Source organism: Hymenobacter siberiensis, assembly GCF_018967845.1.
Taxonomy (GTDB): Bacteria; Bacteroidota; Bacteroidia; order Cytophagales; family Hymenobacteraceae; genus Hymenobacter; species Hymenobacter siberiensis.
The window spans coordinates 2,295,083-2,309,378 of sequence record NZ_JAHLZZ010000001.1 but is presented as its reverse complement, the minus strand read 5'-3'; the positions used below and the strand labels follow the sequence as shown (position 1 = coordinate 2,309,378).

The window sequence follows — 14,296 nt, the reverse complement described above, 5'->3', positions numbered from 1 at the left end:
ACTTAAATTTAGAACATGAACTTTTCCGTAAAAAACCTCACTACTTCGCGTAAATGGCGTGCTGCCACGGGACTCACGGCGGAGCGTTTTGCGCAGCTTTTGGCGCATTTTAAGCAGGCGTATTTTCGGTTAAATGGAACAGATATGATTGAACGTGGGGCTTTTGCGCCGTATGAAGTAGCCCTTAAAACAGAAGAAGAATTACTGCTTTTCACCCTATTCAGCTTCAAAGCAAACTTGACGTATGATTTGTTGGGATTGGTCAGTGGGATGGACGGTTCCAACGCGAAACGCAACCAGGAATTAGGCATTACGGTGCTCCAAGAAGCGCTGGAGCAAACCGGGCATGCGCCAAAGCGGGAATTTGCGACAGTGGCCGAATTTGAAGCCTATTTTCAGGAACACGAGACGTTATTGGTCGATGGAACAGAGCAACGCAAGCAACGACCAGGAAATAAAGAGATGCAAAAAGACTACTATAGCGGTAAAAAAAAATACACGCCGTAAAAGAGATAGTTATTTCAACGACCATTCGCTGGATTGGTTTTATCAGCCGTTGTTACGGCGGAAGACACCACGACTACAGTGTGCTAAAAAGCATTTTACCAGTTGATAAAGAGTGGTTTAAAAAGTTCAAGGTGCGGTTGGACCTGGGGTTTTTGGGCTTCGCGAAAGACTACGTTTGCCGGAAAGTTTTTATTCCTATCAAAAAGCCGAAAGGGAAAGAACTCACCGATGAACAACGAGAAATAAATACAAAACAAGCAAGTGAACGAATTACCGTAGAGCATAGCATTGGCGGATTGAAACGTTATCGAATTTTGGAAGACCGATTACGTTTGCATAATTTGAACCTGTACAATGACGTGCTGGGAGTGTGTGCGGGCTTGTGGAATTTCAGCTTAAATCTGTGATTAATAGCTCGCAACAAGTCTACTATACAAGAGAAGAAGGAAACGCTTGTGCGTATGAATGGGTTAAATGACGAACTATCTGACATACTATTTTTTTTATTTTCATCATTCCTACTCGTCGCAATATTAATGTTATGGGAAGTTATCGACTTACCATTCATTAGCGTAAATCCTGATATTTGGTATTCCAAGTCACGAATACTAAGCGCTATAAAGTTTTCTGTTTTCTGCCTGAGTATTTATGGTATTTATGACCTGCTTGTTGCGGCATTCAAAGTGAACGAAAGAGTAGATAATATTTTAGAGCGTATTCCGCCTCCTGAATAGCATCAAGCCACAAAAGAATCCCCGCCCAGCTACTAGCGGGCCTTTCTATTTCCCCAGCGGCTTAGGTGGCGGGCTTACCGGTCGGAGTGCGGGTGGGGACGCCCTGGCCGAGGATGATGAGCCTGGTGTAGCCCTGGAAACGCTCCCAAACCGCATACAAGCCGAAACCCACGTCCTCCACCCCGCATCTCCCTAAAACAGCTTCCCCCTAAAAACAACAGCGGCCGGCTAACGATATAGCCGGCCGCTGCCGTTCAGGATGGCCCGTGGGCTTAGTTTTCCGTGTCGCCGGTCAGGCTTAGCATCGGCTCCACCTCGATGTCGGCCGCGTCGGCCAGCGTCATTTCCGTGACGAATTCCGCCTTGGGGGTCCGCACTTTTTTCATGTTCACCAGCCAGTCGTTGGCCTCCTCGCGGTAGCCCAGGGGCAGCAGCACGGCGCTTTTGTAGCCGGTACCGGACAGTTGGAGCAGTTCGTCCAGCTTGTCGGCCAGGAAGCCTTCCATCGGGGTGGCATCCACGCGCTGCTCGGCGGCGGCGGCCATGGCCAGGCCCAGGGCAATGTAGCTCTGCTTGGCCGCGTGGTGGGCCTGCCACTCGGGGGTGGCCGCGTTCAGCATGCCCAGCAGGTTGGTTTTGTAGGCATCCATGGTGCTGTGGGGCAGGCCGCGCTCATCCATCGTGTAGTTGAATACGGTGCTCACCCGCTCGTCGGTGTAGCCGTCCCAGGCCACGAACACCAGCAGGTGCGAGCAGTCCGTAACCTGGCTTTGGTTGTAGGACAGACCCTTGATTTTTTCCAGCAGGGCCGGGTCCGAAATCACAATCACCTTGTACTGCTGCAAGCCCGACGACGACGGGGCGAGCCGGGCTGCTTCCAGGATGTAATCTACTTTTTCCGGCGAAACCTTCGTGCCGTTCATCTTTTTGGTGGCGTAGCGCCAGTTCAAATCATCGAGTAAGCTCATGCTGATGGGGAATAAATGGGCGGGTGCCCGGCGGCTTACGCGGGGCCGGGGCACCTGGCCCGTGGGAATAACGCTGCAAAGGTGCGCCCATTGGAGTACATTTGTCAAGTAGGCACCTTTTTGTCAGGCTGTTTCCTCCCAGATACTATTGCTGATAACCAACCGCTTATGGAACCCTCTGTCTCGAAGAAAATCTGGAATTGCGCCATTGGGGCCAGCGTGGCGATGGTGGGCGGCAAGTGGAAGACAAGCATCCTGCTGCACCTGCGCGACCGCACCATGCGCTTCGGCGAGCTGCAGCGGGCCGTGGGCGTGTCGCAGAAGGTGCTCACCCAGCAGCTAAAGGAGCTGGAAAAGGACGGCATCATCCTGCGGCAGGTGTATGCCGAAGTACCCCCACGGGTCGAGTACCGCCTGAGCGACTACGGCCAAACCTTGCAGCCCGTGCTCGACGCGCTCTATGCCTGGGGTGCCATGCACTATACGCGCAACTACCCTGCGGACGTGGCACCGGCCCCATCGGCGGCCTGAGCTACCGGGCGGCGGTGCGTCCTCACGGCCACGCCGTTACCTGCTCACCACTTCCTCCAGCCGCAGCCGGCGCTCAATGGCATCCGTCGCCTTTTCCAGAATGTTGAAGGCATTCTTCGCCATCGTATTTCCATTGTCCAGCGTGGGGTTTATTTCGACCATCTCGAAGCACACCACCCGCTCGTTTTCCAGCAGGTCCTGGCAAAGGTTTTCGGCTTCGGAGAGGTAGAGGCCGTCCTCCACGGGCGTGCCGGTGCCCATGCTGAAGCTCGAATCGAGGCTATCGACATCGAAGGAAATGTACACCATGTCGCAGAAGCGCAGGTGCTCGTAAATCTCGCGGGTGAGGCGGCGCGAGCCTTTTTCCTTTATTTCGGGCAGCCGAATCCACTTGATGCCCAACTCTTCGATGAGGGCGTCTTCCTGCTCCTCGGTGTCGCGCACCACCACGTACACCAGGTGCTCGGGCAGCAGCTTGGGGCCGGGCTCGCCCAGGTTTTGCAGCCGCCGCCAAAAGAATTCCGTTTCCGCGTCGGGGATGTTGCGCTGGTGGGCCAGGTTATCCACGCCCAGGGCGGCGGCCAGGGGCATGCCGTGCACATTGCCGCTCGGCGTGGTGTAGGGCGAGTGCAGGTCGGCGTGGGCATCAATCCAGATTACGCCCAGCGTTTTGGTCGGGTACGCAGCCTTGATGCCGGCAATGGTGGCGTTGGCGCTGCTGTGGTCGCCGGCCAGCACCAGCGGGAACTCGCCGAAGCGCAGCGTCTGCTCCACGGCGGCGGCAATGCCCTTCTGCACGGTATAAATGGCGTCGATGTGCTTGGCGAACGGGAAGGGCGTTTTGTCGAACAACACGTGGTTCAAATCGGGCACCACCACCGTGTTGAAGCGCCGGAAATAGTCGGAACCTTTGTTGTGGCAGGCCACGCGCAGGGCGTCGGGGCCCATGCCGGCCCCGCGGGTACCCGCCCCCAGCTCGGAGCGGACTTCCAGTAATTTAATGCGTTTCATCGGAGGGTGGGAATTTGAGTAAGCAGGTTGGCGGCACCGTTTTTTGAATTAAGAATTAACAATTAAGAATTAAAAATTAGGAGAGCACCCAGGGCAGCAACTGCTAATTCTTAATTGTTAATTCTTAATTCAAAATTAATTAAAACGCTGCCTTGCGGTAGAAGAATCTGCCGTAGCCAAGTCGCTAATATTCCATCGTCACGATGCGAGGCCGGGTAGCGGGAGAACAACAATCGGTTCCCAGCCGTTATCCTGACCCCGGCGGTACTTTTGTACGGCCCGCCGCAAAGGTCGGGCTTTTTCGCCGTTTTCAAAACCCGAATGGATACGTACCACGACCTCATCTCTCAAACCTTCGATTTTCCCACGGCCGACTTTACCGTTCAGGACCACAAGCTGCGCTTCCACGATATCGACCTGATGGCCCTCGTGGAAAAGTACGGTACCCCGATGCGCCTCACCTACCTACCCAAAATCACCTCCCAGATTCAGCGGGCCAAGCAATGGTTTGCCGACGGCATCGCCGAAACCGGCTACACCGGCACCTATTCCTACGCCTACTGCACCAAGTCGTCGCACTTCCGCTTCGTACTCGAAGAGGCGTTGAAAAACGACGTTGACCTCGAAACCTCGTCGTGGTTCGACATCAGCATCATCCGCAACCTGCACGCCCAGGGCAAGGTTGATAAACAGAAGCACATCATCTGCAACGGCTTTAAACCTGAGGCTTACAAGAAGGAAATCGCCGACCTCATCAACGACGGGTTCGTGAACTGCATGCCCATCATCGATTCGCCCAACGAAATCGAATACTACCACGACCACGTGCGCGAAAACGTGAACCTGGGCATGCGCCTGGCCTCCGACGAAGAGCCGCGCTTCCAGTTCTACACCTCGCGCCTGGGCATCCGCTACGCCGACGCCATCCCCATCTACGAGCAGCGCATCAAGGACGACCCACGCTTCACGCTCACCATGCTGCACTACTTCATCAGCACGGGCATCAAGGACACGTCCTATTACTGGTCCGAACTGAGCCGCTTCGTGCACAAGTACTGCGAGCTGCGCAAGGTGTGCCCCACCCTCAATTCCATCGACATCGGCGGCGGCCTGCCCATCCAAACCAGCATCCAGCCCGACTACGACTACCCCTACATGGTGGCTGAAATCCTGCGCACCATCCAGCGCATCTGCGCCCAGGAAGGCGTGCCCGAGCCCAACATTTTCACCGAGTTCGGCATATTCACGGTGGGCGAAAGCGGGGCCACGATTTACAGCATTCTCGACGAGAAACTGCAGAACGACAAGGAGCTCTGGTACATGATTGACGGCTCGTTCATCACCAACCTACCCGACACCTGGGCCCTCAACCAGCGCTTCATCATGCTGGCCCTCAACGGCTGGGAGAAGTCTTACAAGAAAATTCAGCTCGGCGGCCTCACCTGCGACTCGCAGGACTACTACAACTCCGAGAAGCACATCTACCAGACTTTCCTGCCCGAACGCAAGCCCGCCGATGCGCAGCCGCTCTACGTCGGCTTCTTCCACACCGGCGCGTATCAGGAGAGCCTCAGCGGCTACGGCGGCATCAAGCACTGCCTCATCCCCGCCCCCCAGCACATCATCCTCGACCGCGCCGCCGATGGCACCCTCACCGATATCGTGTTTGCGCCCCAGCAGGAAGCCAGCAGCATGATGCGCATCCTCGGGTACGAATAATTCAATTTTAGCGTTAGGGAATTGCAGCGATATATTAGGCTGGCTGCTTATCTTTGAAGCCCAACCCCGCAACCCCTCACCCGTTTTTATATTATTATGAAAAAGTACGTTCTGCTCGCCGCCGGCTTTGCGGCCCTCTCCCTGGGCGCCTGCAACCGCCAGAAGTGCCCCGCCTACAGCAGCACCAAGGAAGCCAACCGCGTTTCCTCGCCCATCACGGCCAGTACGGCCAGCACGGCTACGCCCGCGGCGCGCCAGTAGTGCTTTTGAATTTGAGGTAAAAAGGCCGGCTTCCCGCGTGGGAAGCCGGCCTTTTTTATTACGTCATGCCGAACGCAGCCGAGGCATCTCGCGTGCATCAGTAACTCAATCGTCTGATGGCCTTGATTACTACCCCGAGCAAGATGCCTCGCCTGCGCTCGGCATGACGTTGAAAGAATCTTCTATGGCTTTTTGATTTGGTACCGCCTGATAAGCCCCGTGTCATCGGCCGCGTTCGGCCCGAAAACCGACACCTCGGTATAAGCCGGAAACCGACGGTACAAGGTGATACTGTCGCTGCCCGCCGTCTTCACCACCGAATCGCCGACATGAATGTATTGCTGACCGGCAGCCGTCAGGCCCAGCGCCGGGGTTTCGCCGGTAGCCAGCCTCACCTTTTGAATGCCCCGGGAATTAGACAGGATTTTATCCACGCGGCCGGCTAGCTGCAGGGCTTTGTAGCGTTCAATTTCGCGCTTGCTGTTGGCGGTGGTGTTAAAATAAAAAATCAGCTGCCCGATGATGACGCATACCATCAAGAACACGGTATTGCGGTTTTTGGCTATCCAACCCGGCTTTTCTTCCTTGCTCATTGTCCTAAGATAACTGACGTAGCCGCCCGCAGGTCGGCAACGTGTGGCGCAAACCCTTCCGCGTTTTCCTGCTCCCCTACCAGTACCCCGCGCACACCGATGTTGGCCCCAGCCTGCATATCACGCAGTCGGTCGCCCACTATCCAGCACTGCGCCACATCAAGTTTAAACCGCGCCACGGCCTTTTCCAGCATGGCCGAGCCAGGCTTGCGCAGGATGGATTCGCTTACACTGGGGTGCGCATCGCTGAAATACAGCGCGTCGATGATGCCGCCGCAGGCGGCTTGCAGCTTGGCGTGGCAGGCGCGGACTTCGGTGGCGGTGTAAAGCTTTTTAGCGATTCCGGCCTGGTTGGTGACTACTATGAGGTGGTAGCCAGCGGCTTTGAGACGGGCCAAGCTTTCGGGCACGCCGGGGCAGATGATGAATTTTTCGGGCTCCCAGACGTAGGTACCCATTTCCTTGTTCAGCACGCCGTCGCGGTCCAGAAAAACGGCTTTGTTTTTTGTTGTCATTGCAGCAAAGCTACGGGCAACCCGAAGGACAGCGAAGCTAACTTTACATGCTCATTTGCGCAACGACTTTATGAAAATTGCCATCATCGGCGGCGGCATCAGCGGCCTCACCCTCGCCTGGTACCTGCAAAAAGCCGGCGTGACCTACGACCTCTTCGAGGCCGACGCTCGCCCCGGCGGCAACCTGCGCAGCTGGGCCACCCCCGAAGGCTACCTGCTCGAAACCGGCCCCAATTCCCTTCAACTAAGCCCCGAGCTGGAAGAACTGCTCGCCGACCTCAACCTCACCGACCAGATTGAGGACGCCGCCGCCGTGAGCCAGCAGCGCTACGTGCTGCGCGACGGCCGCTACCAGGTGCTGCCCGGCTCGCCCCCGACCCTGCTCACCAACGGCTTTTTCAGCCTGAAAGCCAAGTGGCAGCTCCTGAAAGAATTCCGCCAGCCCGCCGCCCCCATTGATGAGCAGGAAACCGTGGCCCACTTTTTTCGCCGCCGCTTTGGCCCCGAAATCCTGGACTACGCCGTGAACCCCTTCATGGCCGGCATCTACGCCGGCGACCCCGAGCAGCTGCTCATCAACAAAACCTTCCCCCAGCTCACGGCCCTAGAGCAACAGCACGGCTCGGTGCTGCGCGGGCTGATGAAGGGCGGCAAAGGCGCGGGCCGCCGCCGCATCATCACCCTCAAAAACGGCATCCAAACCATTCCCGATACCCTGGCGGCCAAGCTCACCAACTACCAACCAGACACAGCCGTCACGGCCATTTCGCGCGCCGCCGATGGCACCTACCAGTTGGAGCTGAAGGGGCCGCAGGGCCTGGAGGCCGCGCCCGGCTACACCCATCTGGCCCTGGCGCTGCCCACCTACGCCGCCGCGCCGCTGCTGGAATCGTTGTTTCCGCAGGCCGCCGCTGCGCTGGCCGCCGTCCACTACCCGCCCATGACGGCCGTGTTCTCGGCCTACGACCGCGCCGCCGTGGCGCACCCGCTCAACGGCTTTGGGGCGCTGCACCCCAAAGTAGAGGGCCCCTACGCCGCCGGTTCCATCTGGACCAGCAGCATCTACCCGCAGCGGATGCCGGCCGGCCAGGTGCTCTTCACCACCTTCGTGGGCGGCGCGCAGTACGAAGCCGCCGCCAATCAGCCCGAGGAAGCCCAAAAAACCGCCGTCCACGCCGAGCTGAGCAGGTTTTACGGCATCACGGGCGCGCCGCACTGGCAGGGGCGCTATGCGTGGCCGCGCAGCATCCCGCAGTTCGATGCGCGCATCATCGACGCCCACCGCGCCGCCGACGCCCTCGAAGCCGAACACATCGTGGCCGTAGCTAACTGGCGCGTGGGCGTGAGCGTACCAGACTGCATTCGCCAGGCGCGGGTGCGGGCAGCACTTTTAGCGGCTGAACATTAACCTGTTTTAGCCCGGCGGCTGTCACCCACCGGCCTATTTGCCTGCGGTGGCAAGCCTAATCGTAGCGAGTAGCCGTTGCGGCCATGCAGCTTCGGGCCTCTAAACCCTATCTTTGGGGTCAATTTGAATTCCATGAGCGAAGGCCTCGTCCTGATTCCTACCTACAACGAGCACGAAAATGTGGAGCTGATTATCCGCAAGGTGATGTCGTTGCCACGGGCTTTCGATGTGCTCATTGTCGATGATAACTCGCCCGATGGCACGGCCGCCATCGTACGCGGGCTGCAAATCGTGTTTCCGGGCCGTCTGTTTCTGGAGGTGCGCGGCGGCAAGCAGGGCCTGGGCACGGCCTATCTGCACGGCTTCCACTGGGCCCTGGCCCATGGCTACGAGTATATTTTTGAGATGGATGCCGACTTCTCGCACAACCCCGAGGACCTGCTCCGCCTGCACGACACCTGCGCCATAGAGGGCCACGATATGGCCATTGGCTCGCGCTACATTCAGGGCGTGAACGTGGTGAACTGGCCCATGTCGCGGGTGCTGATGTCGTACTTCGCCTCCTGGTACGTGCGCCTGATAACCGGCATGCCCATCAGCGATGCCACGGCAGGCTTTAAGTGCTACACGGCGCGGGTACTGCGGGCTATCGACCTGGCCAACATTCACTTCGTAGGCTACGCCTTCCAGATTGAGATGAAGTGGCTGGCCTACCAGCTGGGCTTCCGCATCAAGGAAGTGCCCATCATCTTCACCGACCGCACCCGGGGCACCTCCAAGATGTCGAAGGGCATTGTGCAGGAAGCCTTCTTCGGCGTGTTGCAGATGAAAATCAGCAGCTGGCTGCACCCGCTAAAGCGGGTGGGCACCCGCTAAGGGCAAGCCTTTTACCCGGCCGCCCGCCCTGGCGCTAACCAGCCACCCGCCCCGGCGTATCTTACCATACGCATGGAAAATACGCCCCTGTTCTGGTTGGCCTTCACGGTATTCGTGGTAGCACTGCTGTTGCTCGACCTGTTGGTTTTCAACCGCCAGGCGCACGAGATAAAGCTGCGCGAAGCCCTGGGCTGGAGCGCGTTCTGGGTAGTCCTGTCACTGAGCTTCAACCTGCTGGTGTACCGCACCATGGGCCACCAGGCGGGCCTGCAATGGCTCACGGGCTACCTCGTGGAAAAGGCCCTGAGTGTGGACAACCTCTTCGTTTTCCTGCTCATTTTCAACTACTTTAAGGTTCCGGTGCAATACCAGCACCGCATCCTGTTCTGGGGGGTGCTAGGGGCGCTGCTGCTGCGGGCGGTGTTCATTCTGGCCGGGGCGGCGCTGCTGGCCCGGTTCCATTTCCTGATGTACCCGCTCGGCGCGTTCCTCGTGTACACGGGCATCCGGATGGGCAGGAGCAGCAGCGACCCCGAAATCGACCCCGAAAACAACCCCGTGGTCCGCTTCCTGAGCCGCCACCTGCCCATCACACGGCAGCTGGAAGGCGGCAAATTCTTTGTCCGAAAGAATGGCCTGCGCTTTGCCACGCCCCTTTTCGTAGTGCTGGTGATGGTAGAAACCACCGACGTGGTGTTCGCGGCCGATTCCATCCCGGCCATCTTAGCCATCACGCGCAACACGTTCATCGTCTTCACGTCCAACGTGTTTACCCTGCTGGGGCTGCGCGCCATGTACTTCGCGCTGGCCAGCATGATGCGCCTGTTTCACCACCTGCACTACGGCCTATCGCTGATTCTGGTATTCATCGGGGCCAAGATTCTGCTCGAAAGCGTAATAACCATTCCCATGCCCGTGGCGCTGGGCGTAGTAGGCGGGCTGCTGGTGATGAGCGTAGTGGCCTCGCTGATGTGGCCGAAGCACGAGCAGTGAGCAACAGAACGGCAGGCTTCCCTACGCTCAGCCGGCCGTTCTGTTTATTATGCGCCCTACTTCGGGGCTTTGGCCGGCTCGGCATCCGGCACATTGGTGTTCACGCCCGCATCGGGGGTGACGCCGGTATTCAGCAGGTCAATCAGGTTGAGGGGCTCAAACTGGCTCGAATCGGCCTGAACGGTGGCGCGGGTGGTATCGGGGCGGGCGGCGAAGGCCATATACTGGCGGGCCGGACCACCGAGGTGCAGCGAATAGGGCAGGTTTTCGCGGTCGTTGCCGGTAATAAGACCCCGGGTGGCCATGATATCGGCAATGAGGCGGAAGAAGTAGCGCGTGCTACGGCGCAGGTCGCCGTAGGCATCAAACGAGTACCGGGCGTACTTGGGCTTGGGAATGATACTGGCCAGGTACAGGCTCTCGGGCAGGCTGAGCTCATCGGGCCGCTTGCCGTAGTAGAACAGCGCCGCGTCCTTCACGCCGTACACGCCGCGCTTGCCGCTGGGCCAGCGGTACTTGCTGGGACCCCACTCGATGATGTTGAGGTACACCTCAAACATGCGCTGCTTGCTGGCAAGGTGGGCGTTTTCGAGCAGCCACACAATCAACGCTTCTTCGGCCTTGCGGCCCACCGTTTTCTGGCGGCTCAGAAACACGTTTTTCACGAGCTGCATTGAAATGGTGCTGCCGCCCCGCGCAAAGCGCCGCTCCTTAATGTTCTGGATGGCCGACTTCACAAACGCCTGCTCCATAAAGCCGCGGTGCGAGAAAAAGCGCGGGTCCTCGGCCGTAGTAATGGCGTGGATGAGGTAGGGCGACACGTCGTTGTAGGGCACGAAGTCCGGGTTGGGCGGGCCCACGGCGAAGGTGCGCAGCGAGTCGCCCTTATCGTTGTAGGCCGTGTACTGGAAGGCCGCGTTCAGCTTATTCAGGTCTTCCTCGCCGAAGCTGATGAGGTGGAAATTATTACCCCGCAGGCCCGAATCGAACTTCAGGCTGTCCACCTGGGCCATGTCGAGGCTGGTGTTGAGGTGGTAGGTGAGCGTGCCGGTACCGGTGGTGCCGCGCACTTCGTCGAAAATGCCGGTGGGCAGCGACGAGAAAAAGTCGTTGGCCTGGGTTTCGGCCGAAGTCACGCGGATGCTCACGGCGCGGCTGGGCTTCATCCGCACGCTGATTTCGGGGTACAGCACCAGCTTATTGACCGTAATCTGGCTGCCTTTTTCCAGCGCGATGGTGCCGCGGCCCAGCGTGGCCACAAAATCCAGCGAGCCGCGCTTCACCTCAATCTCATTGGAAGCTAGCTTGGGATGATAGAGGCTGAAGCCCCGCGCCGCCAGCGAGCCGCGCACCGTGAGGCGGCCGCCCGTGTCGTCGTTATCGAAATCCTTGCTGTCGAGCCGCACCTGCACCGTGTCGAAGCTCACCAGCGCGCCGAAGCGGCGGGGCACGTAGGGCAGCTGCACCGAGCCGCCCACCCCAAATACCCGCGCCGTGAGGGCATAGTCGCTGGGCTCGATGTGCCCGCTGATGCCCAGCTCGTTCGACACCGAATCGATGGTAGCCGTGAGGCGACCCGAAATATCACCGTCCTTAATAAGCAGCTCCGGCAGGCGCAGCAGCGCCGTGTGGTGCGGACTGACGTAGCTCACGTAGAAATTCTTGAAATCGGCCTCGCCGGGCACGTTATCAAAGCTTGCTTCGAGGGCGCGGTTCAGCAGCAGGCCGTAGTTGGTGCCCTTGGTGGTATCGCGCGGCACGGTGCTGACCGGCTGCTTTTTGGCCAGGAACCCGAAATTGTCGGAAGTGGCCGTTTTGCGGGCCGTGAGGCGGGCCGTCATGATTTCGAGCCCGCTGAATACCGGCCGGCCGGCAAACAGCGAGCGCACGCTCAGGCTGGCCTGCAGGCGCTTGGCCGTCAGGAGCGTATCGGTGGGCGTGGCCCGGGGCACCAGGCTCATGCCCTGTATTGCGACGGTTTTGAAGCCCACGAACCGGGCCGGCCCCAACGTGAGAATTACCGGGTACTTGCGCTCAACTTTGGCCTTAACCTCTTTCAAGGCATACTCCAGCAGCTGCTGGCGCTTCCACTGAAACACAGCAAAAGCCAGTAGCAGCACCGCCACCAGGCTGCTGGCAATGCCAATAATAAGACGTTTGGTGGAGGGGGATATGCGCACGGAAATCAGTAAGGTGGTCGGCTTCGCCAACGCCAAAGGTAAGAACAACGAAAGTAGAGGAAATACGCAAGCGGAGCCCGGAGTAGCCAACTCCCCTTCTTTTTTCGTTCTATCCCGTTCATTCAGGCCGTACTTTTGTTCTATGCCCAGCCCCCTCACTGCCCTCTCGCCCCTCGATGGGCGCTACGCCCGCGCCACCGCCCCCCTGGCCCCGCGCTTCTCCGAAATGGCCCTGATACGCTACCGCGTGCTGGTCGAAGTCGAATATTTCATCGCCCTGGCCGAGTTGCCCCTGCCGCAGCTCGCGGGCGTGCCAGCGGAGGCTTTCGCGCCGTTGCGCAGCCTCTACGAGAATTTCACCGAAGCCAATGCGGAGGCCATCAAAGCCCACGAGGCCGTGACGAACCACGACGTGAAAGCCGTGGAATACTGGCTGCGCGAGGAATTTACCCGGCTCGGCCTGGGCAATTTTATCGAGTTTATCCACTTCGGCCTCACGTCGCAGGACATCAACAACACGGCCATCCCGCTCAGCTTCCGCGATGCGCTGATGAGTGTGCTGCTGCCAGCCTATGCTGAAGTACGCAACGTCCTGGCTGCCCGCGCTCAGGAGTGGGCCGCCGTGCCCATGCTGGCCCGCACCCACGGCCAGCCCGCCTCGCCCACGCGGCTGGGCAAGGAGATTGAGGTGTTCGTGGCCCGGCTCGATGCCCAGGTCGCGCTACTGGCCCAGATACCCTTCGGGGCGAAGTTTGGCGGAGCCACCGGCAACTTCAACGCGCACTACGTAGCCTACCCCGGCACCGACTGGCATGCCTTCGCCGCCACCTTCGTGAACGACCGGCTGGGCCTCAGCCGCTCCTTCCCCACCACCCAAATTGAGCACTACGACCACCTCGCGGCCCACTGCGACGCCCTCAAACGCCTGAACACGATATTGCTCGACCTGGCCCGCGACGTTTGGCAGTACATCTCACTCGGCTATTTCAAGCAAACTATTAAGGCCGGCGAGGTGGGCTCCTCGGCTATGCCGCATAAGGTGAACCCCATCGACTTCGAGAATGCGGAGGGCAACTTCGGCGTGGCCAACGCATTGCTGGAGCACTTCGCCGCCAAGCTGCCCATCTCCCGCCTCCAGCGCGACCTCACCGACTCCACGGTACTGCGCAACCTGGGCGTGCCGCTCGGCCACATCCTCATCGCGCTGGGGGCCTTGCAGCGCGGCCTGGGCAAGCTAGCCCTCGATGAGTCGGCCCTACAGAAAGACCTCGAAGCCAACTGGGCCGTGGTGGCCGAAGGCATCCAGACCATCCTCCGCCGCGAAGCCTACCCCGACCCCTACAACGCGCTCAAAGCCCTCACCCGCACGGGCGAGGCCATTTCAGCCGCCAGCATCGGGGGTTTTATCGATGGGCTGGACGTGAGCGAAAGCGTGAAAGCGGAGCTGCGCGGCATCACGCCGCATAGCTACGTGGGGCGGTAAATCTTATGACTATTTCTTTCGCTTCATGAGGTATCCCCAATTGCACCCTCTTCGCGTAGCCGCTGCCGTGCTCACCGTTGCCGCCTTGGCTGCCTGCTCCTCCAAAAAAGACGACCCGCAAGCCACTACCGGCATGAGCTGGACCGCCGACGGTACCGCCGCCACCGACCCGGCCCCGCAGGTAGCGGCAGCCAGCACCACATAGACATCATTGGCTCGACGGACACCGCCCCCAACACAACTACCCTTCATCTGGGCATGCCCGCCCAGTTGGGTAGCTTTGCCATCAATAGCACTAGCGTGGTGGCCGCCGATTACATCGTACACGGCGGCACGGCTACAGTCAGCTATCTGGCCAGTACCGGCACGGTCACCATTAGCACCCTAACTGCCGTACGAGTTGCGGGTAGCTTTTCGTTCACGGCGTACAATTATTCCGGCGGCCTAAGCAGCCCTCTGGTGAAAACCATTACCAACGGGCGGTTCGATGTAGCCCGATAAAACCGTGCGGACGCGG

The 14,296-nt window shown here is 59.3% G+C and carries 16 protein-coding genes; 11 read left to right on the top strand and 5 right to left on the bottom strand.

Annotation, left to right across the window (positions count from 1 at the left end; translation table 11 throughout):
* Positions 1–15: 15 nt before the first annotated feature.
* Both KQ661_RS09910 and KQ661_RS09905 read left to right on the top strand, forming a co-directional pair.
* On the top strand, positions 16–507 hold the full coding sequence (locus tag KQ661_RS09910) for a transposase family protein (RefSeq protein WP_216686216.1): 492 nt from the start codon (positions 16–18) through the stop codon (positions 505–507).
* Entirely contained in the window at positions 495–914 is a 420-nt protein-coding gene (locus tag KQ661_RS09905; protein ID WP_216680677.1) for a transposase family protein, read from the top strand. Before KQ661_RS09910 ends, KQ661_RS09905 begins: the two co-directional genes overlap by 13 nt.
* A gap of 599 nt (positions 915–1,513) precedes the next feature.
* Here KQ661_RS09905 and KQ661_RS09900 read toward each other — a convergent pair.
* The gene (locus KQ661_RS09900) at positions 1,514–2,209 is read right to left on the bottom strand and encodes a nitroreductase family protein (protein WP_216686318.1); all 696 of its coding nucleotides are present in this window, start codon (positions 2,207–2,209) and stop codon (positions 1,514–1,516) included.
* A gap of 168 nt (positions 2,210–2,377) precedes the next feature.
* Between KQ661_RS09900 and KQ661_RS09895 the strand changes: the two genes are divergently transcribed.
* A complete protein-coding gene (locus tag KQ661_RS09895) occupies positions 2,378–2,740 on the top strand; it encodes a winged helix-turn-helix transcriptional regulator (RefSeq protein WP_216686317.1) in 363 nt (120 codons plus the stop codon).
* Between the two features lie 36 nt (positions 2,741–2,776).
* Here KQ661_RS09895 and KQ661_RS09890 read toward each other — a convergent pair whose 3' ends face one another.
* On the bottom strand, positions 2,777–3,751 hold the full coding sequence (locus KQ661_RS09890) for an arginase (RefSeq protein WP_216686316.1): 975 nt from the start codon (positions 3,749–3,751) through the stop codon (positions 2,777–2,779).
* Between the two features lie 321 nt (positions 3,752–4,072).
* Here KQ661_RS09890 and KQ661_RS09885 point away from each other — a divergent pair, with 321 nt between their 5' ends.
* Positions 4,073–5,470 carry a type III PLP-dependent enzyme domain-containing protein gene (locus KQ661_RS09885; protein WP_216680468.1) on the top strand — a complete coding sequence of 466 codons (1,398 nt, stop codon included), beginning with the start codon at positions 4,073–4,075 and terminating at the stop codon, positions 5,468–5,470.
* A gap of 96 nt (positions 5,471–5,566) precedes the next feature.
* On the top strand, positions 5,567–5,731 hold the full coding sequence (locus tag KQ661_RS09880; RefSeq protein ID WP_216686315.1) for a hypothetical protein: 165 nt from the start codon (positions 5,567–5,569) through the stop codon (positions 5,729–5,731).
* A gap of 182 nt (positions 5,732–5,913) precedes the next feature.
* On the opposite strand, the gene KQ661_RS09875 is transcribed toward KQ661_RS09880, so the two are convergent.
* Together KQ661_RS09875 and KQ661_RS09870 are read right to left on the bottom strand one after the other, a co-directional pair.
* The gene (locus tag KQ661_RS09875) at positions 5,914–6,324 is read right to left on the bottom strand and encodes a hypothetical protein (RefSeq protein WP_216686314.1); all 411 of its coding nucleotides are present in this window, start codon (positions 6,322–6,324) and stop codon (positions 5,914–5,916) included.
* Entirely contained in the window at positions 6,321–6,839 is a 519-nt protein-coding gene (locus tag KQ661_RS09870) for a D-glycero-alpha-D-manno-heptose-1,7-bisphosphate 7-phosphatase (protein WP_216680465.1), read from the bottom strand. The genes KQ661_RS09875 and KQ661_RS09870 overlap by 4 nt, the downstream gene beginning before the upstream one ends.
* Positions 6,840–6,909: 70 nt before the next feature.
* On the opposite strand from KQ661_RS09870, the gene hemG reads away from it, so the two are divergent.
* The 3 genes from hemG (at position 6,910) to KQ661_RS09855 (ending at position 10,116) form a co-directional block, all read left to right on the top strand.
* The gene (hemG, locus tag KQ661_RS09865; RefSeq protein ID WP_216680464.1) at positions 6,910–8,247 is read left to right on the top strand and encodes a protoporphyrinogen oxidase; all 1,338 of its coding nucleotides are present in this window, start codon (positions 6,910–6,912) and stop codon (positions 8,245–8,247) included.
* Between the two features lie 132 nt (positions 8,248–8,379).
* A complete protein-coding gene (locus KQ661_RS09860) occupies positions 8,380–9,123 on the top strand; it encodes a polyprenol monophosphomannose synthase (RefSeq protein WP_216680463.1) in 744 nt (247 codons plus the stop codon).
* Positions 9,124–9,195: 72 nt separating this feature from the next.
* Positions 9,196–10,116, top strand: a complete 921-nt coding sequence (locus tag KQ661_RS09855; RefSeq protein WP_216686313.1) for a TerC family protein — start codon at positions 9,196–9,198, stop codon at positions 10,114–10,116.
* A 56-nt stretch (positions 10,117–10,172) separates the two neighbouring features.
* On the opposite strand, the gene KQ661_RS22835 is transcribed toward KQ661_RS09855, so the two are convergent.
* Positions 10,173–12,296, bottom strand: a complete 2,124-nt coding sequence (locus KQ661_RS22835) for a transglycosylase domain-containing protein (protein WP_216686312.1) — start codon at positions 12,294–12,296, stop codon at positions 10,173–10,175.
* 142 nt (positions 12,297–12,438) lie between these two features.
* Here KQ661_RS22835 and purB point away from each other — a divergent pair, with 142 nt between their 5' ends.
* From purB to KQ661_RS09835, 3 genes are read left to right on the top strand one after another with little or no spacing between them, the layout of a single operon-like run.
* Positions 12,439–13,779, top strand: coding sequence for an adenylosuccinate lyase (purB, locus tag KQ661_RS09845; RefSeq protein ID WP_216686311.1), 1,341 nt, complete (start codon positions 12,439–12,441; stop codon positions 13,777–13,779).
* Positions 13,780–13,819: 40 nt separating this feature from the next.
* Complete coding sequence (locus KQ661_RS09840) at positions 13,820–13,984, top strand: hypothetical protein (RefSeq protein ID WP_216686310.1); 165 nt, start codon at positions 13,820–13,822, stop codon at positions 13,982–13,984.
* Between the two features lie 53 nt (positions 13,985–14,037).
* A complete protein-coding gene (locus KQ661_RS09835; RefSeq protein ID WP_216686309.1) occupies positions 14,038–14,280 on the top strand; it encodes a hypothetical protein in 243 nt (80 codons plus the stop codon).
* The last annotated feature ends 16 nt before the right edge of the window (positions 14,281–14,296 follow it).

Bases quoted from the DNA above. Each gene is read 5' to 3' on its own strand.
- purB (WP_216686311.1), top strand. From the start codon at position 12,439: ATGCCCAGCCCCCTCACTGCCCTCTCGCCCCTCGATGGGCGCTACGCC.
- KQ661_RS09885 (WP_216680468.1), top strand. From the start codon at position 4,073: ATGGATACGTACCACGACCTCATCTCTCAAACCTTCGATTTTCCCACG.
- KQ661_RS09875 (WP_216686314.1), bottom strand. From the start codon at position 6,324: ATGAGCAAGGAAGAAAAGCCGGGTTGGATAGCCAAAAACCGCAATACC.
- KQ661_RS09860 (WP_216680463.1), top strand. From the start codon at position 8,380: ATGAGCGAAGGCCTCGTCCTGATTCCTACCTACAACGAGCACGAAAAT.
- hemG (WP_216680464.1), top strand. From the start codon at position 6,910: ATGAAAATTGCCATCATCGGCGGCGGCATCAGCGGCCTCACCCTCGCC.
- KQ661_RS09855 (WP_216686313.1), top strand. From the start codon at position 9,196: ATGGAAAATACGCCCCTGTTCTGGTTGGCCTTCACGGTATTCGTGGTA.
- KQ661_RS09910 (WP_216686216.1), top strand. From the start codon at position 16: ATGAACTTTTCCGTAAAAAACCTCACTACTTCGCGTAAATGGCGTGCT.
- KQ661_RS09835 (WP_216686309.1), top strand. From the start codon at position 14,038: ATGCCCGCCCAGTTGGGTAGCTTTGCCATCAATAGCACTAGCGTGGTG.
- KQ661_RS09870 (WP_216680465.1), bottom strand. From the start codon at position 6,839: ATGACAACAAAAAACAAAGCCGTTTTTCTGGACCGCGACGGCGTGCTG.
- KQ661_RS09890 (WP_216686316.1), bottom strand. From the start codon at position 3,751: ATGAAACGCATTAAATTACTGGAAGTCCGCTCCGAGCTGGGGGCGGGT.
- KQ661_RS09900 (WP_216686318.1), bottom strand. From the start codon at position 2,209: ATGAGCTTACTCGATGATTTGAACTGGCGCTACGCCACCAAAAAGATG.
- KQ661_RS09880 (WP_216686315.1), top strand. From the start codon at position 5,567: ATGAAAAAGTACGTTCTGCTCGCCGCCGGCTTTGCGGCCCTCTCCCTG.
- KQ661_RS09895 (WP_216686317.1), top strand. From the start codon at position 2,378: ATGGAACCCTCTGTCTCGAAGAAAATCTGGAATTGCGCCATTGGGGCC.